This window comes from Streptomyces sp. NPDC087901, from assembly GCF_044742205.1.
In the GTDB taxonomy this organism is placed as follows: domain Bacteria; phylum Actinomycetota; class Actinomycetes; order Streptomycetales; family Streptomycetaceae; genus Streptomyces.
This window is the reverse complement of record NZ_JBIUUC010000003.1, coordinates 794,433-817,259: the sequence shown is the minus strand read 5'-3', so window position 1 is coordinate 817,259 and position 22,827 is coordinate 794,433. Positions and strand designations below refer to the sequence as shown.

The 22,827-nt window shown below is 71.0% G+C and carries 22 protein-coding genes and 2 pseudogenes; 12 read left to right on the top strand and 12 right to left on the bottom strand.

All coding sequences use genetic code 11. The features are described 5' to 3' along the window. Positions 1-174: 174 nt before the first annotated feature. Complete coding sequence (locus tag ACIOEW_RS13420; protein WP_362543792.1) at positions 175-918, top strand: calcium-binding protein; 744 nt, start codon at positions 175-177, stop codon at positions 916-918. A 27-nt stretch (positions 919-945) separates the two neighbouring features. Here ACIOEW_RS13420 and ACIOEW_RS13415 read toward each other — a convergent pair whose 3' ends face one another. Further along, entirely contained in the window at positions 946-3,432 is a 2,487-nt protein-coding gene (locus ACIOEW_RS13415) for an HAD-IC family P-type ATPase (RefSeq protein WP_401963755.1), read from the bottom strand. Between the two features lie 113 nt (positions 3,433-3,545). Further along, positions 3,546-3,893, bottom strand: a complete 348-nt coding sequence (locus ACIOEW_RS13410) for a DUF2530 domain-containing protein (RefSeq protein ID WP_362543798.1) — start codon at positions 3,891-3,893, stop codon at positions 3,546-3,548. Positions 3,894-4,079: 186 nt separating this feature from the next. Here ACIOEW_RS13410 and ACIOEW_RS13405 point away from each other — a divergent pair, with 186 nt between their 5' ends. Continuing rightward, positions 4,080-5,534 (top strand): NCS2 family permease, encoded by a 1,455-nt coding sequence (locus ACIOEW_RS13405; RefSeq protein ID WP_401963753.1) that lies wholly within the window; start codon positions 4,080-4,082, stop codon positions 5,532-5,534. A gap of 52 nt (positions 5,535-5,586) precedes the next feature. Here ACIOEW_RS13405 and ACIOEW_RS13400 read toward each other — a convergent pair whose 3' ends face one another. Further along, positions 5,587-5,793, bottom strand: a complete 207-nt coding sequence (locus tag ACIOEW_RS13400) for a ribbon-helix-helix protein, CopG family (RefSeq protein ID WP_326737854.1) — start codon at positions 5,791-5,793, stop codon at positions 5,587-5,589. Positions 5,794-5,938: 145 nt separating this feature from the next. Between ACIOEW_RS13400 and ACIOEW_RS13395 the strand changes: the two genes are divergently transcribed. The 3 genes from ACIOEW_RS13395 (at position 5,939) to thpR (ending at position 8,602) form a co-directional block, all read left to right on the top strand. Next, entirely contained in the window at positions 5,939-6,379 is a 441-nt protein-coding gene (locus ACIOEW_RS13395) for a MarR family winged helix-turn-helix transcriptional regulator (RefSeq protein ID WP_401963751.1), read from the top strand. 93 nt (positions 6,380-6,472) lie between these two features. Beyond that, entirely contained in the window at positions 6,473-7,807 is a 1,335-nt protein-coding gene (locus ACIOEW_RS13390; protein ID WP_362543807.1) for an MFS transporter, read from the top strand. A 231-nt stretch (positions 7,808-8,038) separates the two neighbouring features. After that, the gene (thpR, locus tag ACIOEW_RS13385) at positions 8,039-8,602 is read left to right on the top strand and encodes an RNA 2',3'-cyclic phosphodiesterase (protein ID WP_362543810.1); all 564 of its coding nucleotides are present in this window, start codon (positions 8,039-8,041) and stop codon (positions 8,600-8,602) included. 121 nt (positions 8,603-8,723) lie between these two features. Here thpR and ACIOEW_RS13380 read toward each other — a convergent pair whose 3' ends face one another. Continuing rightward, the gene (locus ACIOEW_RS13380) at positions 8,724-9,500 is read right to left on the bottom strand and encodes an alpha/beta fold hydrolase (protein ID WP_401963748.1); all 777 of its coding nucleotides are present in this window, start codon (positions 9,498-9,500) and stop codon (positions 8,724-8,726) included. An 89-nt stretch (positions 9,501-9,589) separates the two neighbouring features. Here ACIOEW_RS13380 and ACIOEW_RS13375 point away from each other — a divergent pair, with 89 nt between their 5' ends. Then, positions 9,590-10,114 carry a PadR family transcriptional regulator gene (locus ACIOEW_RS13375; protein WP_362544262.1) on the top strand — a complete coding sequence of 175 codons (525 nt, stop codon included), beginning with the start codon at positions 9,590-9,592 and terminating at the stop codon, positions 10,112-10,114. Between the two features lie 130 nt (positions 10,115-10,244). Then, positions 10,245-11,240 (top strand): aldo/keto reductase, encoded by a 996-nt coding sequence (locus ACIOEW_RS13370; RefSeq protein ID WP_362543814.1) that lies wholly within the window; start codon positions 10,245-10,247, stop codon positions 11,238-11,240. A 46-nt stretch (positions 11,241-11,286) separates the two neighbouring features. Here the strand turns inward: ACIOEW_RS13370 and ACIOEW_RS13365 are convergent, their stop codons facing one another. The 4 genes from ACIOEW_RS13365 to ACIOEW_RS13350 all read right to left on the bottom strand — a co-directional run bounded on the left by ACIOEW_RS13365 (position 11,287) and on the right by ACIOEW_RS13350 (position 16,039). Next, positions 11,287-12,963 (bottom strand): protein kinase, encoded by a 1,677-nt coding sequence (locus tag ACIOEW_RS13365; protein WP_401963746.1) that lies wholly within the window; start codon positions 12,961-12,963, stop codon positions 11,287-11,289. Between the two features lie 160 nt (positions 12,964-13,123). Further along, entirely contained in the window at positions 13,124-14,101 is a 978-nt protein-coding gene (locus ACIOEW_RS13360; RefSeq protein WP_401963744.1) for a peptidoglycan-binding protein, read from the bottom strand. Between the two features lie 217 nt (positions 14,102-14,318). Continuing rightward, positions 14,319-15,296, bottom strand: a complete 978-nt coding sequence (pip, locus tag ACIOEW_RS13355) for a prolyl aminopeptidase (protein WP_401963742.1) — start codon at positions 15,294-15,296, stop codon at positions 14,319-14,321. A gap of 86 nt (positions 15,297-15,382) precedes the next feature. Beyond that, entirely contained in the window at positions 15,383-16,039 is a 657-nt protein-coding gene (locus ACIOEW_RS13350) for a DUF7010 family protein (RefSeq protein WP_401963741.1), read from the bottom strand. 97 nt (positions 16,040-16,136) lie between these two features. On the opposite strand from ACIOEW_RS13350, the gene ACIOEW_RS13345 reads away from it, so the two are divergent. Continuing rightward, positions 16,137-16,637 carry a hypothetical protein gene (locus ACIOEW_RS13345; RefSeq protein ID WP_401963739.1) on the top strand — a complete coding sequence of 167 codons (501 nt, stop codon included), beginning with the start codon at positions 16,137-16,139 and terminating at the stop codon, positions 16,635-16,637. A 25-nt stretch (positions 16,638-16,662) separates the two neighbouring features. Here ACIOEW_RS13345 and ACIOEW_RS13340 read toward each other — a convergent pair. Further along, positions 16,663-16,758: pseudogene (locus tag ACIOEW_RS13340) on the bottom strand (LPXTG cell wall anchor domain-containing protein); the annotation flags it as partial. A 255-nt stretch (positions 16,759-17,013) separates the two neighbouring features. Here ACIOEW_RS13340 and ACIOEW_RS13335 point away from each other — a divergent pair. Both ACIOEW_RS13335 and ACIOEW_RS13330 read left to right on the top strand, forming a co-directional pair. Beyond that, positions 17,014-18,018 (top strand): endonuclease/exonuclease/phosphatase family protein, encoded by a 1,005-nt coding sequence (locus ACIOEW_RS13335; RefSeq protein ID WP_401963737.1) that lies wholly within the window; start codon positions 17,014-17,016, stop codon positions 18,016-18,018. 95 nt (positions 18,019-18,113) lie between these two features. After that, positions 18,114-19,217, top strand: a complete 1,104-nt coding sequence (locus ACIOEW_RS13330; RefSeq protein ID WP_401963735.1) for a hypothetical protein — start codon at positions 18,114-18,116, stop codon at positions 19,215-19,217. 48 nt (positions 19,218-19,265) lie between these two features. Here the strand turns inward: ACIOEW_RS13330 and ACIOEW_RS13325 are convergent, their stop codons facing one another. Next, entirely contained in the window at positions 19,266-19,919 is a 654-nt protein-coding gene (locus ACIOEW_RS13325; RefSeq protein ID WP_401963733.1) for a GNAT family N-acetyltransferase, read from the bottom strand. A gap of 229 nt (positions 19,920-20,148) precedes the next feature. Further along, positions 20,149-20,907 carry an SDR family oxidoreductase gene (locus ACIOEW_RS13320; RefSeq protein WP_401963731.1) on the bottom strand — a complete coding sequence of 253 codons (759 nt, stop codon included), beginning with the start codon at positions 20,905-20,907 and terminating at the stop codon, positions 20,149-20,151. Positions 20,908-21,034: 127 nt separating this feature from the next. Between ACIOEW_RS13320 and ACIOEW_RS13315 the strand changes: the two genes are divergently transcribed. Beyond that, positions 21,035-21,634, top strand: a complete 600-nt coding sequence (locus ACIOEW_RS13315) for a TetR/AcrR family transcriptional regulator C-terminal ligand-binding domain-containing protein (protein ID WP_401963729.1) — start codon at positions 21,035-21,037, stop codon at positions 21,632-21,634. 122 nt (positions 21,635-21,756) lie between these two features. Continuing rightward, positions 21,757-22,335 (top strand): dihydrofolate reductase family protein, encoded by a 579-nt coding sequence (locus ACIOEW_RS13310; RefSeq protein ID WP_401963727.1) that lies wholly within the window; start codon positions 21,757-21,759, stop codon positions 22,333-22,335. A gap of 112 nt (positions 22,336-22,447) precedes the next feature. Here the strand turns inward: ACIOEW_RS13310 and ACIOEW_RS13305 are convergent. After that, positions 22,448-22,827 (bottom strand): annotated as a pseudogene (locus tag ACIOEW_RS13305) (hypothetical protein); the annotation flags it as partial.

Sequence of the window (22,827 nt, the reverse complement as noted above, 5' to 3'; positions counted from 1 at the left end):
GGTTTCTGTTCCGGGCCGGACGCCGCCGAAGCGGGATCTTCGCAGAATCTTCGGATGCTCGTACAACCCTTCACATCCGTCCCCTGTCTGGTCTGTTGAGTCAACGGACTCAACAGACCGATCGGCCCCACCGGTGCGCTCGCGGACCAGGGGCCCATTCCCACGGGGAAACACATGCGCATGCGTACCTCTGCGACCGTCGCCGTCGGCGCTCTGGGCCTGCTGGCCCTCGCCGTGCCGGCGGCCCAGGCCAACGGCTCCTACGGTGACACCGCCATCACCAAGGTGTCGGTCAACGGTGGCAAGAACGTGGTGGTCGGCACCAGCCTCGTCAAGAAGTTCACCGTCGCGGTGACCGCCAAGGACAACTCCGGCATCAAGGGCATCGACATCGACCTTGAGGGCCCGGCGTTCGGCTACCTGTCGCCGGACAGCACCAAGTGCTCCGGGAGCACCTGCACCGCGTCGTTCACCGTCGACCCCAAGGTCGACCTGCCGTACTCGAACGACATCGCCGGCACCTGGTACGTCAACGTCTGGGTGGACGCCAAGGACGGCGACTACAACTGGAAGGACAAGGCGGGCACCTTCAAGTTCCAGCGGGCGGCTTCGCAGACCGTCAACGCCGCCCCCGAGCCGGTGAAGAAGGGGAAGACCATCACGGTCACCGGCAAGCTGGCGCGGGCCAACTGGGATGACTTCAAGTACCACGGCTACACCAACCAGCCGGTCAAGCTGCAGTTCCTCAAGAAGGGCGGCAAGACCTGGACCACGGTGAAGACCGCCAAGACGAGCAGCATCGGCACCCTGAAGACCACGGTCACGGCCTCGGTCGACGGTTACTGGCGCTACAGCTTCGCCGGTACGGCCTCCACCCCGGCCGTCAACTCCACGGGCGACTTCGTCGACGTGCAGTAGTCCCGGCGCCCGGGCCGTCGCTCCCCGCTACACCGGGAAGCGGCGGCCCACCAGGCGCCAGGCGTACTCCAGGGCGACCGAGGCCACCACGGCGATGCCCACCGCCGTCCACGGCATCGTCGTCCCGACCAGCTTCAGGGCGAAGAAGTCCTGGAGCCACGGCACCACGAGCACGATCAGGAACGCCAGCCCCATCGCCGCCACCAGGCAGATCCGCCACCAGGTGTACGGGCGGGCGATGATCGCCAGGACCCACATCGAGACGAGGAACAGCGTGAGCGTCGCCGCGCTCGTCTCCGCGTCCAGCGCGCCCGTACCGGAGTAGTGGCTCCGTGCGATCAGGTACATCGTGAAGGTGGCGACCGCCGCGATGGTGCCCGACGGGATCGCGTACCGCATCACGCGGCGCACGAAGTGCGGATGGGCCCGCTCCTTGTTGGGGGCCAGGGCCAGGAAGAACGCCGGGATGCCGATCGTCAGCGTCGACAGCAGTGTCAGATGGCGGGGCAGGAACGGGTACTCGACCTGGAAGCAGACGACCAGGACGGCCAGCAGCACCGAATAGACGGTCTTCGTCAGGAACAGGGTGGCGACCCGGGTGATGTTGCCGATGACGCGGCGGCCCTCGGCGACGACGGACGGCAGGGTCGCGAAGCTGTTGTTCAGCAGAACGATCTGGGCGACGGCCCGGGTCGCCTCCGAGCCGGAACCCATCGAGACGCCGATGTCGGCATCCTTGAGGGCGAGGACGTCGTTGACGCCGTCGCCCGTCATCGCGACGGTGTGGCCGCGGGACTGGAGGGCGGCGACCATATCCCGCTTCTGCTGCGGGGTGACGCGGCCGAAGACCGCGTTCTCCTCCATGGCGGTGGCCATCGCGTCGGGGTCGGTCGGCAGCTTGCGCGCGTCCAGGGTGTGCTCGGCGCCCGGAAGCCCGAGCTTCGCCGCGACGGCGCCGACCGAGACGGCGTTGTCCCCGGAGATGACCTTCGTGGCGACCCGCTGGTCGGCGAAGTAGGCGAGGGTCTCCCCGGCGTCGGGCCGCAGCCTCTGCTCCAGGACGATCAGCGCGCCAGGTACGGCTCCGGCGGCGATGTCCGGAGCGTCGAGCTCGCCCCGCACCCGGGCCAGCAGCAGGACCCGCAGGCCCTGCTCGTTGAGCTGTTCGATCTCGGTGAGCGTCGGGTCGCCCTCGGGCAGCAGTACGTCGGGGGCGCCGAGCAGCCAGGACGACTCACGCCCCTCACCCTCGTCGAACGCGGCGCCGCTGTACTTGCGGGCCGAGGAGAACGGCAGGGCCTGGGTGACGGGCCACGCCTGCCCGGCGGGGGACGGGTAGGCGTCGATGATGGCCTGGAGGCTGGCGTTGGGCCGCGGGTCGGAGGCGCCGAGGGCGCCCAGGACCCGGTGCAGGTACGCCTCGTCCGACCCGTTCAGCGCGCGGACCTCGGTGACGTCCATGCCGCCCTCGGTGAGGGTGCCGGTCTTGTCCAGGCAGACGACGTCGACCCGGGCCAGGCCCTCGATGGCGGGGAGCTCCTGGACGAGGCACTGCTTGCGCCCCAGTCGTACGACACCGATCGCGAAGGCGACCGAGGTGAGCAGGACCAGGCCCTCCGGGATCATCGGGACGATGCCGCCGACGGTCCGGGCGACCGAGTCCTTGAAGTTGTTGTCCTTGACGACGAGCTGGCTGATGATCAGGCCGATCGCGGTCGGGATCATCATCCAGGTGACGTACTTGAGGATGGTGGAGATGCCGCTGCGCAGCTCGGACTGGACGAGTGTGAAGCGGGAGGCCTCCTCGGCGAGCTGCGCGGCGTAGGCCTCGCGGCCGACCTTGGTGGCGGCGAAGGCTCCGCCGCCGGCGACGACGAAGCTGCCGGACATGACGGGGTCGCCGGCCCGTTTCAGTACCGGGTCGGCCTCGCCGGTGAGCAGTGACTCGTCGATCTCCAGGCTGTCGGCCTCGGCGACGGTGCCGTCCACGACGACCTTGTCGCCTGGGCCGAGCTCGACGACGTCGCCGAGGACGATCTCGGAGGTGGAGATCTCGGCCGCCACACCGTCGCGGCGCACCGTGGGTTTCGCCTCGCCGATGACGGCGAGGCTGTCCAGGGTCTTCTTGGCCCGCCACTCCTGCACGATGCCGATGCCGGTGTTGGCGATGATCACGAAGCCGAAGAGGCTGTCCTGGATCGGCGCGACGAACAGCATGACCAGCCAGAGCACGCCGATGATCAGGTTGAACCGGGTGAAGACGTTGGCGCGGACGATCTCCTTCACGGACCGGGAGGAGCGCACCGGTACGTCGTTGACCTCGCCGCGAGCGATCCGCTCGGCGACCTCGGCCGCGCTGAGCCCCCGCGCGGCGGATGCCGGCGCGGGCAGGTCCACCGGGTGGACCGGGTCGAGTTCGGAACCGGCGTCGATCTTCACCGGCCGGCCGGTGCCGGAAGTCATGGAGGAACTGTTCGGCTCATCCCCTGAGGGGTCGAGTGCCCGCTGAGTCATGGTCCCGACGTTACGGGCGGAACATCACGTTCACCCGCCGGGGGTCCGGAAGATCGGACCGGGGGAGGAGACGAATGGTCCCGTGGTGGTACGGACCCGGTGGAGCGGCCCGCTCAGGCGGTGGCGCCCGGCGTGCCCGGGGTGTCTGTGCTGTCCGGGGTGTCCGTTGCGCCCGGGGTGTCTGTTGCGCCCGGGGTGTCCGTGGAGTCGTCGCTCGCCGCGGCGGCCCGCTTGAGTGCCGCGTCACGGCCCCGCACGTACCAGATGCCGATCAGGCCGAGCCCGGCACCGGCCAGGCAGGTCCAGACCCACCACAGGTGTCCGTGGTCGTCGAACCAGCCGTAGAAGGGGATCTGGACCAGGAAGAGGACGAACCAGAGGATCGTGCCGCCGGTGATGGTCGCGACGACCGGGCCCTCCAGGGGCTCGGGTGCCTCGTGCTTCGGTGTCCACTTCGCCATGCGCTCAGTGTATGCGGCGCATGTGTAAAGGCCGTCGGGCCAGTCGGCGCAAGGATCTACGCGCGGAGATAGCGATCTTTGCCTTATGTATTCATACTGAATCTGCTTGCGACTGTCTCAATTTATTCGTGTGAAAGTCCAAAGCTGACCGAATTTTTACCCCTCTACGCACGACTGAGGTCATACATGTCCCCCTCGGCCACCGCTCCGGTCGACTCCACTCCGCCCCCGTCACCCCCGTCCACCGGCGGCCTGGACGGTTTCTTCAAGATCTCCGAGCGGGGGTCGTCGATCGGGCGCGAGATCCGCGGCGGATTCGCGACCTTTTTCGCGATGGCGTACATCATCGTGCTGAACCCGATCATCCTGGGCAGCGCGAAGGACATGTACGGTCACCAGCTCGACAGTGGCCAGCTGGTCACCGCGACGGTGCTGACCGCGGCGTTCTCCACCCTGCTCATGGGCGTCATCGGCAACGTGCCGATCGCCCTGGCCGCGGGCCTCGGCGTCAACACCGTCGTCGCCCTCCAGCTCGCCCCCCGGATGAGCTGGCCCGACGCGATGGGCATGGTCGTCCTCGCGGGCATCGTGGTCATGCTGCTGGTCGCGACCGGGCTGCGGGAACGCGTGATGAACGCCGTACCGACCTCGCTCCGCAAGGGCATCGCGATCGGCATCGGTCTCTTCATCCTGCTGATCGGTCTGGTCGACTCGGGCTTCGTCTCCCGTATCCCGGACCTCGCGCACACCACCGTGCCCCTCCAGCTCGGCAACGACGGTCACCTCAACGGCTGGCCGGTTCTGGTCTTCATCCTCGGCGCGCTGCTCACCCTCGCGCTGATCGTCCGCAAGGTGCCGGGCGCGATCCTGATCTCCATCGTGGCGATGACGGTCGTCGCGCTGATCATCGACGCGGTCGCCGACCTGCCGGGCGAGGCCTGGGGCCTGACCGTGCCCCAGTGGCCGGGCAACCCGGTCGCCTCGCCCGACTTCGGGCTGATCGGTGACGTCAGCCTGTTCGGCGGCTTCGACAAGGTCGGTGTCCTCACCGGCGTCCTGTTCGTCTTCACCGTGCTGCTGTCCTGCTTCTTCGACGCGATGGGCACCATCCTCGGCGTCGGCGACGAGGCCAAGCTGACCGACAAGGACGGCAACTTCCCCGGCATCAACAAGGTGCTGTTCGTCGACGGCATCGCGGTCGCCGCGGGCGGTGCGAGCTCCGCCTCGGCGGGCACCTGCTTCGTGGAGTCCACGGCGGGCGTCGGAGAGGGGGCCCGCACAGGCTTCGCGAGCATCGTGACGGGTCTGCTGTTCACGGCGGCGCTGTTCCTCACGCCGCTGGCGACCATGGTCCCCTCGCAGGCGGCCACTCCGGCGCTGCTGGCGGTCGGCTTCCTGATCATCGCGGGCTCGGTACGGGACATCGACTGGAGCGACTACACGCTCGCGATCCCGGCGTTCCTCGCCATGGTGATGATGCCCTTCACCTACTCGATCACCAACGGGATCGGGATCGGCTTCATCACGTTCTGTGTGCTGCGGCTGGCCGCGGGCCGCGGTCGCGAGGTGCCGGTGGCCATGTATGTGGTGTCGGCGGTCTTCGTCTTCTACTACGCGATGCCGGCGCTCGGCCTCACGTGATCCCGGGAAGGGCGCGGGTGCGGGAGCGGGCTCACGGCCCGGGAGGTCTCCGTCAGGTGACCTCCTCGGCCGCGACCCCCTCCGCCCCGTAGAACTTCTCCGTCTCGTCGACGGCCGCCTGGAAGCGCTCGTCGAAATCGTCGCGAATGAGCGTCCGGACCACATAGTCCTGGACGCTCATTCCGCGTTTGGCGGCGTGCTGCTTGAGCCGGTCGAGCAGCTCACCGTCTATCCGCAGGCTGAGCACTGTCGATCCCATAGCGAGCAGGGTTACGTCCCGCGGGCCCGACACGCGTGACTTTCCGGAATCGACTCACTCGTTTGGGTGATCGATTGGTGATTTGACCCTCGCGCGTGTACCACCGAGTGGTCTTTAGGGTAGGTAATGAGTTACGCTAACAAACATGCCTGACCTGATCCACGACAGCGACAGTGCCGCCGCCGTGAGCTCCCTTCGTTCCGCCGTCATGCTGCTCGGCCGGCGCCTCAAGCACCAGCGCGTCGACGAGTCGCTGAGCCCCACAGAGATGTCGGTGCTCGGCACACTCGCGCGTTGCGGATCGGCCACCCCCGGTGAGCTGGCCCGCAAGGAGCATGTGCAGCCGCCGTCGATGACCCGCATCGTCGCGCTGCTGGAAGCCAAGGGACTGGTCAGACTGGAACCGCACCCCGATGACCGTCGTCAGAAGATGGTCAGCCAGACCGAGCAGGCCGAAGCCATGCTCGCCGAGAGCCGCCACAAGCGGAACGCCTGGCTGACCACCCTCGCCGAAGGCCTGGACGAGGACGAGTGGGAGACGCTGCGCAACGCGGCGCCCGTGCTGGAGAAGCTCGCCCACCTGTAGCGGAGCGGGCCGCGCCGGACCACCGGCGCACCGCCCCCACCGCCGCATCCCCGTCAGCCAGCGCAATGTCCACGCCCGAGGAGGCGAACCCTTTTGAGTACGGGATCCGGAGCAGACTCCGCCCCCGCACCGACTTCCACCCACGAGAGCAAGCCCGGCGGGACCTTCTCGTCGCTGAAGATCCGCAACTACCGCCTGTTCGCAACCGGCGCCGTGATCTCCAACACCGGTACCTGGATGTCCCGCATCACGCAGGACTGGCTCGTCCTGAGCCTCACCGGGTCCGCTGCCGCCGTCGGTATCACCACGGCACTCCAGTTCCTCCCCATGCTGCTCTTCGGCCTGTACGGCGGGGTCATCGCCGACCGTCTCCCGAAGCGCAAGCTCCTTCTCTTCAGCCAGGCGGCACTCGGCCTGTGCGGGATCGCCCTCGCCGTTCTCACGCTCTCGGGTGTGGTCCAGGTGTGGCACGTCTACCTGATCGCGTTCCTGCTCGGCATGGTCACGGTCGTGGACAACCCGGCCCGCCAGGCGTTCGTCTCCGAGATGGTCGGCCCCTCCCAGCTGCGGAACGCGGTCAGCCTGAACTCGGCGAACTTCCAGTCCGCCCGGCTCATCGGTCCCGCCGTCGCGGGTGTGCTGATCACCTCGGTCGGCAGCGGCTGGGCCTTCATGCTCAACGGGCTGTCGTTCCTCGCGCCGCTCGTCGGCCTGCTGATGATGCGTACGAGCGAGCTGCACAAGGCCGTCGTCATACCGCGCGCCAAGGGGCAGCTCCGCGAGGGGCTGCGCTACGTCTCCGGGCGCCCCGAGCTGATCTGGCCGATCGTCCTCGTCGGCTTCGTCGGCACGTTCGGCTTCAACTTCCCGATCTGGCTGACGGCCTTCGCGGACGAGATCTTCCACGGCGGCGCCGGGATGTACTCGTTCTTCAACATCCTCATGGCGGCCGGCTCCCTCGTCGGGGCCCTGCTCGCCGCCCGCCGCCGCTCCTCGCGGCTGCGGATGCTGGTGGCCGCCGGTACGGCGTTCGGCGTGTTGGAGATCATCGCCTCCATGGCACCGTCCGTCTGGCTCTTCGCGATCCTGCTCGTCCCGATCGGCATGATCGGCCTGACGACCAACATCAGCGCGAACACCAGCGTGCAGATGGCCTCCGACCCGGCCATGCGCGGCCGGGTGATGAGCCTCTACATGATGGTCTTCGCCGGGGGTACGCCGGTGGGCGCCCCGATCGTCGGCTGGATCAGCGACGTGTACGGCGTCCGGACCGGCATGGCGGTCGGCGGAGCGTTCTCCCTGGCGGCAGCGCTCGGCGTCGGCCTCATGCTGGCCCGCGTCGGCGGCCTGCGCCTCAAGGTCGACCTGCGCCCGGGCCGCCCGCACGTGCGGTTCGTCCCGCGCGAGCAACTGGCGACGGCGGCCTGAGAGCCGCCGGAACCGATACGGCCCCGCCCGGGGAATCGGGCGGGGCCGTACGCGTGGGGCGGGGGCGTTCGGCCGCGCGGGAAGCCGCCGGTCTCCGGCGTGAGCCGACGGCGGTCGCGGTGAGGCCGACCGGTGTGCCGAAGCCGCGGCTCCCCGCACGGGTGCGGGCAGCCGCGCAGTCCGGCGATACGCACGGAGACCAGGACGCCCGGGGGCTGCCAGACTCGCCGTATGAGACTCTTCGCCGCCGTCCTGCCACCGGCCCCCGCCGTCGAGGAGCTGCGCCGGGCCGTGGTTCCGCTGCGCTCGCTGCCTGGCGCCGACACGCTGCGCTGGACCGGGACCCCGGGCTGGCACTACACGCTGGCCTTCCTCGGGGACGTCGACGAGGAGCTGCTGCCGGACCTGTACAGCCGGCTGGAGCGGGGCGCGCACCGGACCGAGGCGTTTCGGCTGCGCGTCCACGGCAGTGGCCGGTTCGACGGGCGGGCACTGTGGGCGGGGGCCGCCGGCGCACTGGACACGCTGCGGCTGCTGGCCGAACGCTCCCACGCCGCCGCCCGCCGGGCCGGGGTGCCGATGGAGGAGCACCGCCGCTACACCCCGCACCTCACGCTCGCCCGCAGCCGGGTCCCGGCGGACCTGACCCCGTTCACCGCGGCCCTGGAGGGCTTCGAGGGCCTGCACTGGGAGGCCGGTGAGCTCAGCCTCGTACGCAGCAATCTGCCGGTGGACGGGGTGCCGGGGGAGCAGCCCCGGTACGAGGTGGTGCGGGCCTGGCCGCTGGGGCGCTGAGCGGGGCGGTTACGCTCGTCGGGTGGACCCGAAGACCAGAAACCGCATCATGGCGGCCGTGCTCGTGCTGATGTTCGTCGTCGTCGCCCTGGCGGCCGCGGTCGGCTGATGACGGCCTCCGTCAGCTGAGTCCCCGCGCCGTCTCCTTCGCGAACGCCCCGGGGTTGTCGAGCATGATGTTGTGCCCGCACTCCGGGACCGCGACCACGCGTACCCCGCCCGCCAGGAGCGCGTCCTCGCCGGGCAGTGGACCGTTGCCCTCCGGTCGCAGGAAGGTGCGCGGAATCGGCAGGTCCAGCAGGAGCGCGCGCATCGTCGGCGTCGTTCCGCGCGCCAGGTGGACCGCACTGCGGTGCAGTGCCACGGTCCCCGCGAGCCGCATGGTCGACCACCAGTGCGCGTCCACCCGCTCGCGCACCTCGTCCCGGCCGCCGGCCAGGAACCCCTCCTCCGTATACGCGGCGATGCCGCTGCTGCCGGCCGGTGGCACCGGCGACGGGACGACCGGGTCGAGATTGGCGTCCACCAGCACCAGCCGTGCCACCAGGTGCGGATGGCGGGCCGCGAGGACGATCGCCACCGCGCCGCCCATGCTGTGCGCGACGACCTCCGCGTCCCGGACCCCGGCAGTCTCCAGCGCGGCCGCGACGGCGTCCGCGTGGTCCTCCAGGGTGTAGCCGAAGTCCTCCGGCCGGTCGCTGATGCCGAAGCCGAGCAGGTCCATCAGCAGGGCGCGGCCGCCGGCGAGCAGCGGGTGGGTGGCGCTCGCCGTGAAGTAGGGGCCGCTGGAGGCGCCGAGTCCGTGCAGATAGAGCCGGGGCGGGGCGGCGGCGTCGTGGCCCGCGATCTCCACCCACCGGATACGCGCGCCGCCGGCCGTCACCTGTGCGTCCTGCATGTCTCCTCCTCGGATCCCCGTGCCTTCGTAAGCATCGGTGAGACTATACATCGGCATCGATGTATAACGTCATGAGGGAAGATACGGGAATGCTGGAACTGGCCATCCTGGGATTTCTGTACGAGCAGCCGCTGCACGGGTACGAACTGAAGCGGCGGGTCGCCCACCTCACCGGTCACGTGCGCCCGATCGCCGACGGCACCCTGTACCCCGCGATCAAGCGGCTGGAGCGCGCCGGATGGCTGGACCGCCGCACCGAACCCGGAAGCAGGGCCGCCCCCCGGCACACCCTCACCCTCACCGACGAGGGCCGCGACGAGCTGCGCCGCCGGCTGCGCGAGGCCGGTGACCTGGACATCAGCGACGAGAACCGCTGGTTCACCGTTCTCGCCTTCCTGCGCCACCTCACGGACCCGGCCGAGCAGGCGGCCGTACTGCGCCGGCGACTCGCGTTCCTGGAGGAGCCCAGCAGCTTCTTCTACGAGGGGGAGCGGCCGCTGGGCGCGGAGGCGTTCGACGACCCGTTCCGCCGGGGCCTGCTGAGGATCGCCCGCGCGACCGGTGAGGCGGAGCTGGGCTGGCTGGCCGAGACGCTGGCCGCACTCGAGGACTGACCTCTGCGCGGACGTGGACCGGCCTCGGCGCGCGGATGCGGACCGGCCTCTGCGCGAATGAGGGGCGCCGCTGCGCGGATGTGGACGGGTGCTTGCTTCGAGCGGACTCGAAGGCGTTGGCTTGGTCCTCATGAAGTACACACATCTGGGACGCACCGGACTCGAAGTCAGCCGCCTCGTACTCGGCACCATGAACTTCGGTCCGCAGACCAACGAGTCCGACAGCCACACCATCATGGACGCCGCACTCGACGCGGGGGTCAACTTCTTCGACACCGCGAACGTCTACGGCTGGGGCGAGAACAAGGGCCGCACCGAGGAGATCCTCGGCACCTGGTTCGCCAAGGGCGGCGAGCGCCGGGACAAGGTGGTCCTGGCCACGAAGGTGTACGCGAACATGGCCGCCGAAGGCGACGCCTGGCCCAACCACCACAAGCTCTCCGCGCTGAACATCCGGCGTGCCGTCGACGCCAGCCTCAAGCGGCTGCAGACGGACCACATCGACCTGTACCAGTTCCACCACATCGACCGGGACACCCCGGTCGACGAGATCTGGCAGGCCGTCGACGTCCTGATCCAGCAGGGCAAGATCCTTTACGCGGGCTCGTCCAACTTCGCCGGCTGGAAGATCGCGCAGACCAACGAGACGGCGCAGCGCCGGGGTTCGTTCGGTCTGGTCAGTGAGCAGTGCCTCTACAACCTCGCGGAGCGCCGCGCGGAGATGGAGGTCATCCCGGCCGCGCAGGAGTACGGCCTCGGCGTCATCCCGTGGTCGCCGCTGCACGGCGGGCTGCTCGGCGGCGCGATCCGCAAGGAGAGCGCGGGCGGCTCCGCCCGCTCGACCACCGGCCGCTCCGCCGAGGTGCTCGCCGACCCCGTGGCGCGGGCGCGGATCCAGGCGTACGAGGACCTGCTCGACAAGCACGGCCTGGAGCCGGGCGAGGTGGGCCTGGCCTGGCTGCTGACCCGTCCCGGTGTCACGGGCCCGATCAGCGGCCCGCGCACGCTGGAGCAGCTGGAGTCCGCGGTGCGCGCGGTCGACCTGGAGCTCTCGGACGAGGTGCTGGCCGGTCTCGACGAGATCTTCCCGGGCCCGGGCCCGTCGCCGGAGGCCTTCGCCTGGTAGACCCGGCGGGCCGGGCGGCCGGAGCGGCCCGGGGTGCTGTGCGCACTCAGGCCGTCCGGCCGCTCCGGTGCGGGGAGGGCGCCAGGATCTGCCCGAGCACCGCGGCGGTGAGGGGCCAGACGGCGCAGCCGACGGGCAGCGCGCCGATGGCCTCCAGCGGGGAGCGGTAGGCGAGCACGCCCCAGACGGTGAGGCCGTTGATCCAGCCGCTCATGGAGAGGATCAGTGCCGCGCGCGGCGAGAGGCGCAGCCGGGCGATCAGCTGGTCCGCGATCAGTACCCCCACCGTCAGCGCGGCGACGCAGGCCGCGAACGCGATGACGACGAAGCGCCCGGAGATCTCGTCCGTGGCCGCGTCGTTGATGGCCGCGCCGCCCACGCCGAGGGGGACGGCGATCAGGAGCGCGGAGACGAGCCGGTTGAAGAGCGACTTCTCCTGCGGGTCGAAGACGTTGGTGAACCCCTGGGCGGCGCCCATGCCCACCAGGCCGGCGAGGACGGCTCCGGCGAGCGCCCCTGGTCCCTCGGCCGGAGTGCAGAGCAGGATCAGCAGCCCCGCCACCAGTGCCGTACCCGCCCCGGCCAGCCAGGTGGCGGCCACGGTGCGGGTGGAGACGGTCTTGCTGCCGGGCGCCCGCCCGGAGATGCGCAGCCGCTCGGGCGCGGTGGGCTGCGGCCCGGGGAGGGGGAACGGGTACGAGGGCATCGGTACCGGCATCGGTGGCTGTGGCTGCGCCTGTGGTGGGAAGAGCTTGGTGGGCGGCACCGTCGGCTGCGGGGCGGGTGCGGCCGGGGCGGCGGAGTGCGGCACCGATCCCAGGGCGGTGGGGGTGTTCTCGGGCTGGGCGGGCGCGGCCACGGCCGGTCCGGTGGTTCCGGCCGCGGTGCGTAACAGGGCCGCGACCTCCGCCGCGTCCTTCGGGCGCTCGTCCGGTTCCTTGGCCAGCAACCGCAGGATCAGCGCGTCGAGCCCGGGGAAGCCCGCGAGATCCGGGCGGCGAGCGCTCGGCGGCTCGGGGAGGTCGCCGAGGTGCTGGGCCAGTACGGCCGTACCGGAACCGTTGAACGGGGGGCCGCCCGTCAGCAGCGTCTGGAGGAGGCAGCCGAGGGAGTACAGGTCGCTCCGGCTGTCCAGCGCATCGGGCGTCCTGATCTGCTCCGGCGACATGTACAGCGGGGTGCCGATGACGAAGCCGACGGCGGTCAGGTCGGTGCGGGTCAGCGCGGCTGCCGTCGACAGCATCCGGGCGATCCCGAAGTCGAGGATCTTGATCGTGCCCGCATCGGTGAGCAGGATGTTGGCCGGCTTGATGTCCCGGTGCACGATTCCCGCCCGGTGCGCCGTATCCAGGCCCGCGCAGATCTCGACCGCCCAGCCCATCACCTCGGCGGGCGAGGGGAGTCCGGGTTTGCGGCTCTCCAGCACGGCGCCCAGATCACGCCCCGTGAGGTGCTCCATGACGAGGTAGAGCACGTGCTCCCCCGCCACCTCCGCCTTGCCGAAGTCGTGCAGGGTGACGATGTGCGGGCTCGATAACCCGCCGACGACGCGGGCCTCGCGCGTGAAGCGGGCGGCTGAGGTGTCCTCGTCGATGCGGGGGAGGACCTTGACCGCGACCTTGCGGCCGATGCGTTCGTCCTCGGCCAGCCAGACCCGGCCCATGCCGCCGGAACCCACCGGTTCCGTCAGCCGGTACCGCCCGTCGAGAATCTCACCACGCATCGGTTGCCCCCGCTCAACTCGTACTGTCTGTCCGTTACATGATGACCTGGCAGACAGTACGGGGCCCAGCACATCTCGGTACCGGCCGGTGGGGTACCGCAGGCCGGCCTCCCCCACCCGCACGAGCGCATCACGCGGGTGGTCCGGGTCCGGAGCGAGGTCAGCCGACCAGTGCCCGCCACGTCACCGGGCCCGCCTCGCCGTCCGAGACCAGCCGGTTGACCACCTGGTAGGCGCGCACGGCGGACGTGGTGACCGTGCCGAACGTGCCGTCGACCGCCAGGCCGGCACTGCGCTTGTTCAGCGCGTTCTGCAGGGCCCGGACGTGGGAGCCGCTGCCGCCCTGCCGCAGGGTGTGGACGAGGTGCGGCCAGGTCGCCGGTCCCACCTGGCCGTCGGCCACCAGGCCCTTGGCCTTCTGGAGGCGCTTGACGGCGTCGGACGAGACCGAGCCGTACTGACCGTCGGCGACCAGGCCGTAGCCGCGCTGGGTCATCAGGTACTGGATGACGACGACCGTCCTTCCGCTTGCGCCGGGGTCGATCCTGGGCCAGCCGCCGCCCAGGTCCACGCCCCGGGCGGTCATGAAGGTGGCCGGGTTGCTCGTGACGCCGAGCCCTCCCGTATGTGTCTCGAAGTGCAGGTGGGGCCCCGTCACATTGCCGGTGGCGCCCATGTCGGCGATGCGCTGTCCGGCGGCGACCGTCGCGTTGAGCGCGACCCGGTAGGCGCTGAGGTGGCCGTAGTAGGTGTACTGGCCGCTGCCGTGCGAGATGACCAGGGCGTTGCCGGTCCGGCCGGTGAGGCCGCCTCCCCACGAACGGCGGACGACCGTGCCGGCCGCCGCCGCGTACACCCCGGTGCCCGTCGAGTTCGATACGTCCTGACCGGCGTGCGCGGCGCCGCCCCGGGAGGCGCCGTAGTGGCCGCCGGCGGGGAAGTAGCCGAGAGCGGGGTTGGCCCACCTGCCGTTCTTCGCCGTGGCTGCGGAGGCCGTCGTGGCCCCGGTCAGCAGGCCCGCCGCGGAAAGGCCGAGTCCGAGTCCCATCCCGGCGATCAGTCCGCGGCGGGACGGCCCGCCGCGCGGCTCGGCTTCACGTGTCGTCGCCTCGGCCGCCGCTGCGCAGGAATCGCACATGTTCGCTCCCTCGGATCTGCTGAATCGGGCACGGTTGTCGACGTGGCACCCCGCGAAGCGAGAGATTGAGGTGGGCACGTCAGGCGTGTCTACTCGCATAGATACTAGGGAGGCGGCGCCGGTCGGACATGGGCCCACGGGCCCTGTGCGGGCCCACTGCGGTGCGTGCCCGCCCGCGTGCCCGTGGGGGGCGGGTGCATGCGCCGGCCGCTGCGCCCTACGCCCCGCCGAACGCGTCCAGCGCCGCCAGGACCGCCCGGCTCGTCGCCGCCCCGCCCAGGTGCCCCGCGTCCTCGATCACCGTCAGCTTCGCGTCCGGCCACGCCTTGGCCAGCTCCCACGCGGTGGTCAGCGGACCGCCCATGTCGAGGCGGCCGTGCACCAGAACGCCCGGAATGCCCGTCAGTCGCCCCGCGTCCCGGATCAGTTGGCCCTCCTCAAGCCAGGCGCCGTTGGAGAAGTAGTGCGCGCAGATCCGCACCAGCGCCTGCTTCGCCCGGTCGGGGCGGCCGCTGAACGGGGGCGGTCCGCTGTACGCCTCCAGGGAGAGCACCGCGTCCTCCCAGGCGCACCAGCCTGCCGTGGCCCGGGCCCGTACCTCCGGGTCGGGGCTCTCCGTCCGCCGGGCGTACGCGGCGAGGACGTCCGGGGTCGCGTCGCTCGCGGCCTCCGGCACACCGGCCCGGAAGACGTCCCACGCGTCGGGGAAGAACTGGCTCGCACCGCGGTACAGCCAGTCGATCTCGGAGCGACGGGACGTGGTGACGGCCGGGATCACCATCTCGCTCACCCGCTCCGGATGCTGCTCGGCGTACGCGAGGGCCAGTGTGGAGCCCCAGGACCACCCGTACAGCAGCCACGTGCCGATGCCCAGCCGGACGCGCAGGCGCTCCATGTCGGCGATCAGCCGGTCCGTCGTGTTGTGCCGCAGGTCGGCGGCCGGGTCGCTCGCGTGCGGGGTGGAGCGGCCGCAGTTGCGCTGGTCGAAGAGGATCACGCGGTAGCGGTCGGGGTCGAAGTACTGGCGGGGCCACTGCGCGCAGCCGGAGCCGGGGCCCCCGTGCACGACCAGGGCGGGCTTGCCGGCCGGGTTGCCGCACGCCTCCCAGTACACGAGGTTGCCGTCGCCCACGTCGAGCATGCCGTGCTCGTACGGTTCGATCGGCGGGTACTTCTCGGCGGGGTGACGTTCCATGTATCGGCTCTCCTCGGTTCCGGCCCCTGACCTGACTTTGCCTGCCTGCCTGCCTGCCTGCTTGGCCTGACTGGCCTGACCAGGCCTCAGCCCTTGACCGCGACGTGGTACGCGGAGGCCCACAGCACCACGGCGGATGCCAGGCCCACCACGGCCCGCACGCTCTCGTCCGACAGCCCGGTCGCGAGGAGCGCGAAGCCGACGATGCCGACGACGCTCAGGAGGACGGCCGTTCCCTTGTACTGCCACTGGTCGTAGAAGCGGGCGAGCGGGAAGAAGTGCAGGCCCACCACGAGGGCGATGGCCGCCGGAATGAACCCGGGGTGCCCGGAAGCGTTGGACGCCGCGATCACCGCGAAGATCGCCACGACCTCGACGCCGTTCACGATGCCGACCGCGCGGGCCCAGTTCCGCGGCAGGCTCACCAGGCGGGGCGAAGGTGCGGCGCCCTTGCGGCAGGCGAGGAAGACGGCCACCGCGGCGAGCGGTACTGCGGCGATCTCGACGGCCAGGGCGGCGCCCGACGAGGCGATCCCCGATGCCCCGGCGAAGGCCCAGACGACGGCGAACACCGACAGGACGAGGGTGCCCCGGCGACGCAGACTGCGGGTGAGGGCGAGGCACTCGGCATCCGTGGCGGCGGGTGCCGGCGGTCCGGACGCCGAGGATATGTGCGGGCCGGATGTGCTGGAAGTGCCCGGCGTCGCCGCCGGTTCGGGCGGCAGGGGCGTCGAGGGCGTCATGCGCGGAGAGTACAGCGATCATGCTGTCCGGCTGCCGGAATTCCGGGGGCCGGTGGGTGCCGGAAGATGCGCCGTCCTGCGGCGTAGCCTGGGAATCGTGAACTCCACTCCCGAGGTACTGGCCGTTCTCGGCGACCTGCTCGCCGCCGCAGCTCCCGACGACCGCGGAGCTCTCTGGCAACTGGCCGAACAAGGCAGGGAGTTGGACGCCAACCTGATCCGCCTGCCACCGAACGCCGAGGTGGGGGAGCATCAGGAGGACGTACTGGACGTCCTGCTCGTGGTCCTCGAAGGCGGCGGCCGCCTCACTCCGGGTGCCGGCGGCGAGCCCCTCGTCCTCGCCCCCACCACGGTCACCTGGCTCCCGCGGACCTCGCGCCGCTCCCTGGCCGCGGGCCCGGACGGCCTCGCCTACCTCACGGTGCACCGCCGCCGCCCGGGCCTCTCGATCAAGAGCGCGCCGGCGGCTGCGGTGACGTACGAGGGAGGCGAAGCACCCTGTGCCCTGGACCGGGTCTGCCCCGAGTGCGGCCGCATGTCGCAGGAGTCCGCACCGAAGTACTGCGCCGAGTGCGGGGAACGCTTCCCGGGCCGCTGACCCGGGTCCTGTCCGCCCACGGGCGTCAGTGCTGCGGCCGGCGGCGGCGTCCCAGGAGGAAGAGGCCGGCGGCGACGAGGAGCAGGCTTCCGCTCGCCGCGAAGAGCGTCGTGGACGCACCGGTGGCTGCGAGCCCGCCGCCGGCCCGTGGTGCCCGCCGGAGTGGCCCGGTGGCGGGGTGGGACGGTCATGCGGGTGAGTCGGGGCCGGGGTCGGCTCGGTCGAGGTGGGGCTCGGTGTGAGTCCGGCCGGGGTCGGTGTGGGATCCGTCGGGGTGGGCGTGGGACCCGTCGGAGCCGGGACCTGTCCGGAACTGCCCGCCCCCCGCAGCCCGTCCTGGACAGCAAGGGCAAGCAGACGGGAATCACGGAGCATCATGGCGGAGCGGACGGACAGCGGCGTATCCACGAAGGCGAAGGCGGTCGGCGTCTCCTGGTGGGCGTGGGAGCGCCCGGGGTGTTGGGCGCGAGGCCGGGTGATCGCCGGGTTCGCCGTGCTCACGGCACTCCTGATCGCGTTCCCCCGGGTACTGCCCAACCGGCCCGGCCACCTGGGCAGTCTGCTGGAGGCGTTCCTGCCGTGGCTCGGCCTGGCAGCCGTTCCTCTGCTCGCCCTGGCCCTGCTGCGCCGCTCGGCCACCGCACTGCTGTCCCTGCTCCTGCCGGTCGCGGCGTGGGCGTACGCGTTCGGCGGGCTGTTCCTCGCCGCGCCGGAGCCCGGTGAGCGCGACCTCGTCGTGGTGCAGCACAACGTGAGCGACGTGAACACGGATCCGGCGGGCACGGCCCGCACCCTGGCCGAGGCCGGGCCGGACCTGATCGCGCTGGAGGAACTGGTCCCGGCCGCCCTCCCGGCGTACGAGAAGGCCCTCGCCCCGGACTTCCCGTTCCACGAGGTCCGGGGCACGGTCGGGATCTGGTCGAAGCACCCGCTCTCCGGCACGCGTGTCGTGGACATCAAGCCCAAGGAGATCACGGAGGGCTGGAGCCGCTGCCTGCGCACCGTGCTCCACACCCCGTACGGCGAAGTCGCCGCCTACGTCGCCCACTTGCCCTCGATCCGCGTCGGTGCGAGCGGGTTCGCCTCCTCCTGGCGCGACGAGAGCGCCCACCTGCTGGGCAGGGCCGTCGCCGCCGAGACGGTCGCCAAGGTGATCGTGCTGGGCGACCTCAACGGCACAGTCGACGACCGGGGGCTCTCCCCTCTGACCTCGCAGCTGAACGCATCGGAGCGCGGCTTCGCGCTCAGCTTCCCCGCGTCCTTCCCCCTCGCCCGGATCGATCAGGTCCTGGCCCGCTCGGCGACCGTCGGCCGTATGCGCACGCTGCCCGCCACGGGCAGCGACCACCTCCCGGTCACCGCCCGCGTCACGCTGAGCTGAGGAGAGCTGTCGGGCTGTCGGGCTGTGTGAAAATGCACGGATCATTGGCCGGTTCTGGGGAGAGTCCGGCGCGCAGCAGGGGTGGGGGAGCAGTAATGGGCAAGGGTGAGTCGTCCATACCGGACGAGGAGTGGGAGCGCTTCCTGCGGGACGCGGAGGCGGGGGTCCCCGGCGCGCCCGAGGAGCCGTCGGCGCGGGCCCGGATGGTGACGCAGCGGCCGGCGGCGGAGTCCGGGCCGCCGACAGGGTGGCGTACTCACCGGCCGCCGTCCCGGCAGAAGGGTCAAGTCCGGTACTTCGTCGGGTTCTTCGTCGCCATCGCCCTGTTGCTCGTATCGCTGAACCCGGGGTGGGTGACCGGCTGGTTCGGCGGCGGAGGAGGAGCGGGCGACACCGCGCCCCTCGCCGCCGAGTCGGTGCGCCCGGCCCGTCCGCCGGCGACGGAGCCCGCCGTGGAACTCCCCACCCTCGACGAACCGTTCAGAGGCTCGCCCGCAGCCCGGTGGGGAGACGGTGTGGCCGCGCTCGCCCTGCCCGAGGCGCGTGCCACGGGATGGATGAGCAAGGCGCAGGTCGCCCAGGCACTCGAACGGTCGCGGGACTTCCTCGCCGCGTCCGGCCTCGATCACCGCGTGCTGCGCGGGGAGCGGCCCAGCAGCGCGATCGCGCTGCTCAACCCGCACCAGAAGGACATCCAGCAGTACGTGACCACCGCGCTGCGCACCCCGAGTGCCGAGAACGATCCGCTGCGCCTCTTCAGCCGCTTCGCGCCGTCGAAGGTGCGGGTCGTCGGGGACGTGGTGAAGACCCGCGGCCGGATCACGTACCGCGAAGGCAAGCGAGGTGCGGTCGAGGTGGCGACCGATGTCACGTACGTGTACCCGGTGGTGCGCGCCGCCGGCAGCGACGAGGTCACGCGTACGATCGTGCGCCGCGAGATCGTCATGAGCTGGGACGACCCGGCGAAGATCATAATCGAGCCGGGGACGTTCTCGCTGGCGTCCTACCGCTCGAGCACCGCCAACAGTGGCTGCGGCAACCACACCGGGTACTTCGCCCCCGAGTTCGCCGCCGACCGTGCCGTCAACGACGAGAAGCACGACGGCGTCGTGGCCGATCCCTACGACCGGAGTGTGTCGATGGACGCGCTGCTGCCGGAGAACGGCGACAAGAAGTGCGGAACCGCCACGCGGCTGTGAGCGGGACGCGGATCGCCGCCCTCGCTGCCCTCGCCGGGGTGCGCGGGGTCAGCCCCGGCCCGTGCCCTGAAGGTTCATGCCCAGGATGAACGCGGCGGGTTCCTCCACGAGTTCCTCGAACCCGATGTGCCGGTAGAAGCCGACCGCGTCGGCGTTCGCCTTGCCCACGCCGAGGTGAACGCCGCGGACGCCACGGCTGCGCAACGCCCCGAGCAGGGTGTGGATCAGGCGGGACCCGTTGCCGCCGCCCTGCGCCTCCGGCAGGAGGTCGATGTGCAGGTGGGCGGGGTACGCGGCGGCCACCTCGGCCGGAGCGGTGGGGGGACGGTCGATCCACTTCCGGGCGAAGGCGTCGGCGGAGCCCTCGCGGACCGGGTCCCCGCTGCGCCGGGCGCGGAGCGCGGGCCACCATTCCCGTTCGAGGGTCTGCTCGAACGCGACGGTGTCGGCTACGCCGAGGACGTACCCGGAGGCGGGCCGGTCCGGGCGGGCGAGAACCCAGGCGAGGTCGGGGGCGTACCGAAGGTAGGGGGCGAGGAAGATGTCGCCGGGGAGGCGCGGGTCCTCGAACGAGTCCGTCGCGTCCTTGCCCGATGCGGCGGTGCGCAGGCAGATGTCGTAGAGCCGGTCGGTCTCCGCCGCGTCGTCCGTGCGGGCGGCGCGAATCCCGAACTCTGCGGCTGGTTGCGGACGGTCGTTCACGGGTGCCTCTCGGGGAGCGGACGAGGAGTCGAGGACCGGGGCCCTGCGACCTCGACACGATACGGCGCCCCCGCTCGCCGCCGCCTCGCGCCCGCATCGCTCTGCCCGGCTCGGCACGTCACCGACCCACGACCGGCCCACGCCGCAACCCGCCCCACAGCTCCGATCCGGCGCAACGGTCAACGGTGACAGGGGAGTCGGAAGCGAAGGAGGCGATTTGCTCACCGGTTCAGGCGATCCCGCCGTTGGCGTACAGGACCTGCCCGTTGATCCAGCGGCCGGGGCCGGCGAGGAACGCGACGGCTTCGGCGATGTCGGCGGGGGAGCCGAGACGGTCGAGCGGCGTACGGGACGCGATCGCGTCGATGACCTCCTCCGGCTTGCCGTCCAGGAAGAGGGGTGTGGCCGTCGGGCCGGGTGCGACGGCGTTCACCGTCACGTCGCGGCCCTTCAGCTCGCGGGCGAGGATCAGCGTCATGGCCTCGACGGCGCCCTTCGTGGCGGCGTAGGCCCCGTACGTGGGCTGCTGCAGCCGGGTCACCGAGGTCGAGAAGTTGATCAGTGCGCCGCCGGCCCGGAGCGTACGGGCGGCGAGCTGTGACACGACGAACGTGCCCCGCACGTTGGTGCGGTGCATGCGGTCGAAGTCGGCGAGGTCGAGCTCGGCGATCGGCGAGAGGAGCATGATCCCGGCCGTGTTCACGACCACGTCGACGCCGCCGTACACCTGCTCGGCCGTCGCGAAGAGTGCGGCCATCGCGTCCTCGTCGGCGATATCACCGCCGGCCGCGGTCGCGACCCCGCCGGCAGCCTCGACGGCGGCCACGACCTCCTCGGCGCGGGCCTTGTCCCGGCCGTAGTGCACGACGACGGCGAGGCCGTCGGAGGCCAGGCGCTCGGCGACGGCGCGTCCGATACCGCCGGAGGCGCCGGTGACGATCGCTACACGGGGTGCGGATGCGGATGAGGTTTCTGTGGAAACGTCCATGGGTCCGGCCTCCTGGAATATTTTATGGACGAGTCGTCCATAAAATAAATGTAGACTGATTGTCCATATAGGGCAAGCCTGAAAGACAGCAGGACACAGGACACACAGGACAGGGGGCAGGGGACAGGTGGACGAGCCGAAGGAGCCCGGCAGACGGGGCCGCGGCCGTCGCCCGGCCGCGGAGGTGCGGCAGGCCGTACTGGAGACCGCCGGGGCGATGCTCTTCGAGGCGGGGCTGACCGGGATCACCTTCGAGAAGGTGGCCGCCCGCGCCGGGGCGAGCAAAATGACGCTCTACAAGTGGTGGCCCTCGCCGGGGGCGCTCGCCTTCGAGGCCTACTTCACGGCCGTCGAGGACACCCTCGCGTTCGCGGACACCGGCGACATCGAGCGCGACCTCACGGCGCAGCTCCACTCCTTCGTGGGCCTGCTCACGGGACTTCCCGCGGGCCCCGTGATCGCCCAGCTCGTGGGCGCGGCGCAGACCGACCCGGCACTGGCCGACGCCCTGGCGCAGCACTATGTCCGACCGCGCCGCCGCCTGGCGGGCGACCGGCTCACCCAGGCGCAGCGCGTGGGCCAGATCCGCGCCGACGTCGATCCCCAGGTGGTCGTGGACCAGCTCTGGGGCGCTTGCTACCACCGGCTCATGATGCCGGAGGAGTCCCTCGACACCGCCTTCGCCGACGCCTTGATCGGCAACCTTCTGCGCGGCATCCGGGGGTGAGGCGGCGCGGCGGGCGATGAGTTCCGCGGCGATGGCCAGTCTGTATGTACAGCGCGATCCGCGGAACGCGACTTGCAGCACGCGTCCCGCGAACGCGACCGGCCGCACGTGAGGAGAGCATCATGACCGCCACCTACACCTTCGACGTCTTCTCCAGCCTCGACGGCTTCGGTGGCGCCGGCGGCGACTGGACCGGCTACTGGGGCAAGCAGGGACCCGAGCTCCTGGACCACCGCCTCGGCCTGTACCGGGACGAGCAGCGGATGGTCTTGGGGGCCAACACGTACCGGCTGTTCGCGCAGATGCTGGCCGCGAGCACCGAGGATTCCGACGTGCGCGACCCCTGGGTGACCCGGATGAGGAACCTGCCGGCGACGGTGGTGTCGACCACGCTGGAAGGACCCCTCGACTGGCCGGACGCGACCATCGCGAGCGGCGATGCCGTCGACGTGGTTGCCCGGCTCAAGGAGGAGTCCGAGGTGCCGTTGCGCTCCCACGGCAGCCTGTCGATGAACCGGGCGCTGATGGCGGCAGGTCTGGTCGACCGCGTCCAGATCACGGTCTTCCCCGTGATCACGGGGAAGACCGGCCTGGACCCGATCTTCAAGGGTGCAGCCGACTTCGACCTCGAACTGATCGAGCACCGAACGCTCGACGGTCACATCCAGGAGCTCGTCTACCGCCCCACGCTGCACGCCTGAGACGACCGCGCAGGCGTCTGACGTCTCCCTCGTCTCATCTGGCGTCTCCCTCTTCTCAGAGGGTGCTGCCTGCCGGCTTCGCAGAGGTTGCTGCCGGCCGGCACGGGCCTCGCTATATGTCGCCGGCGACGATGGAGTCCGCGGCGTCGCCGACCTTGGTCCAGGAGAGGCCGGCGCCGTTGTAGCGGTATACGGCGTTTCTGGTCGGGGTCAGTCCGTAGACGGTGTCGGTGGCGACGGCGAACGAGGCGCCGGCGCTTCCGGTGTGCCGCCAGCTGTCGGGGCTGCCGAGGTAGGTGTACAGGTCGCCGGAGCCGGGCTTCGTGGCGACGAGTCCTGTTCCCCAGTCCCCGGTGTAGAGCTGGTCCGCGGGGCCGCCGACCTTGGTCCAGGTGGTCCCCGAGTCGTCGTACCGGTACACGGCATCCCTGCTGGGAGTGAGTCCGTAGACGGTGTCGGTGGCGACGGCGAACGAGGCGCCGGGGCTTCCGA

Coding starts and splice junctions, on each gene's coding strand:
- ACIOEW_RS13370 (WP_362543814.1), top strand. CDS start 10,245: ATGAAGTACACACATCTGGGACGCACCGGACTCGAAGTCAGCCGCCTC.
- ACIOEW_RS13395 (WP_401963751.1), top strand. CDS start 5,939: ATGCCTGACCTGATCCACGACAGCGACAGTGCCGCCGCCGTGAGCTCC.
- thpR (WP_362543810.1), top strand. CDS start 8,039: ATGAGACTCTTCGCCGCCGTCCTGCCACCGGCCCCCGCCGTCGAGGAG.
- ACIOEW_RS13310 (WP_401963727.1), top strand. CDS start 21,757: ATGACCGCCACCTACACCTTCGACGTCTTCTCCAGCCTCGACGGCTTC.
- pip (WP_401963742.1), bottom strand. CDS start 15,296: ATGGAACGTCACCCCGCCGAGAAGTACCCGCCGATCGAACCGTACGAG.
- ACIOEW_RS13335 (WP_401963737.1), top strand. CDS start 17,014: ATGGCGGAGCGGACGGACAGCGGCGTATCCACGAAGGCGAAGGCGGTC.
- ACIOEW_RS13320 (WP_401963731.1), bottom strand. CDS start 20,907: ATGGACGTTTCCACAGAAACCTCATCCGCATCCGCACCCCGTGTAGCG.
- ACIOEW_RS13405 (WP_401963753.1), top strand. CDS start 4,080: ATGTCCCCCTCGGCCACCGCTCCGGTCGACTCCACTCCGCCCCCGTCA.
- ACIOEW_RS13380 (WP_401963748.1), bottom strand. CDS start 9,500: ATGCAGGACGCACAGGTGACGGCCGGCGGCGCGCGTATCCGGTGGGTG.
- ACIOEW_RS13360 (WP_401963744.1), bottom strand. CDS start 14,101: ATGTGCGATTCCTGCGCAGCGGCGGCCGAGGCGACGACACGTGAAGCC.
- ACIOEW_RS13330 (WP_401963735.1), top strand. CDS start 18,114: ATGGGCAAGGGTGAGTCGTCCATACCGGACGAGGAGTGGGAGCGCTTC.
- ACIOEW_RS13410 (WP_362543798.1), bottom strand. CDS start 3,893: ATGGCGAAGTGGACACCGAAGCACGAGGCACCCGAGCCCCTGGAGGGC.
- ACIOEW_RS13400 (WP_326737854.1), bottom strand. CDS start 5,793: ATGGGATCGACAGTGCTCAGCCTGCGGATAGACGGTGAGCTGCTCGAC.
- ACIOEW_RS13350 (WP_401963741.1), bottom strand. CDS start 16,039: ATGACGCCCTCGACGCCCCTGCCGCCCGAACCGGCGGCGACGCCGGGC.
- ACIOEW_RS13415 (WP_401963755.1), bottom strand. CDS start 3,432: ATGACTCAGCGGGCACTCGACCCCTCAGGGGATGAGCCGAACAGTTCC.
- ACIOEW_RS13420 (WP_362543792.1), top strand. CDS start 175: ATGCGCATGCGTACCTCTGCGACCGTCGCCGTCGGCGCTCTGGGCCTG.
- ACIOEW_RS13365 (WP_401963746.1), bottom strand. CDS start 12,963: ATGCGTGGTGAGATTCTCGACGGGCGGTACCGGCTGACGGAACCGGTG.
- ACIOEW_RS13375 (WP_362544262.1), top strand. CDS start 9,590: ATGCTGGAACTGGCCATCCTGGGATTTCTGTACGAGCAGCCGCTGCAC.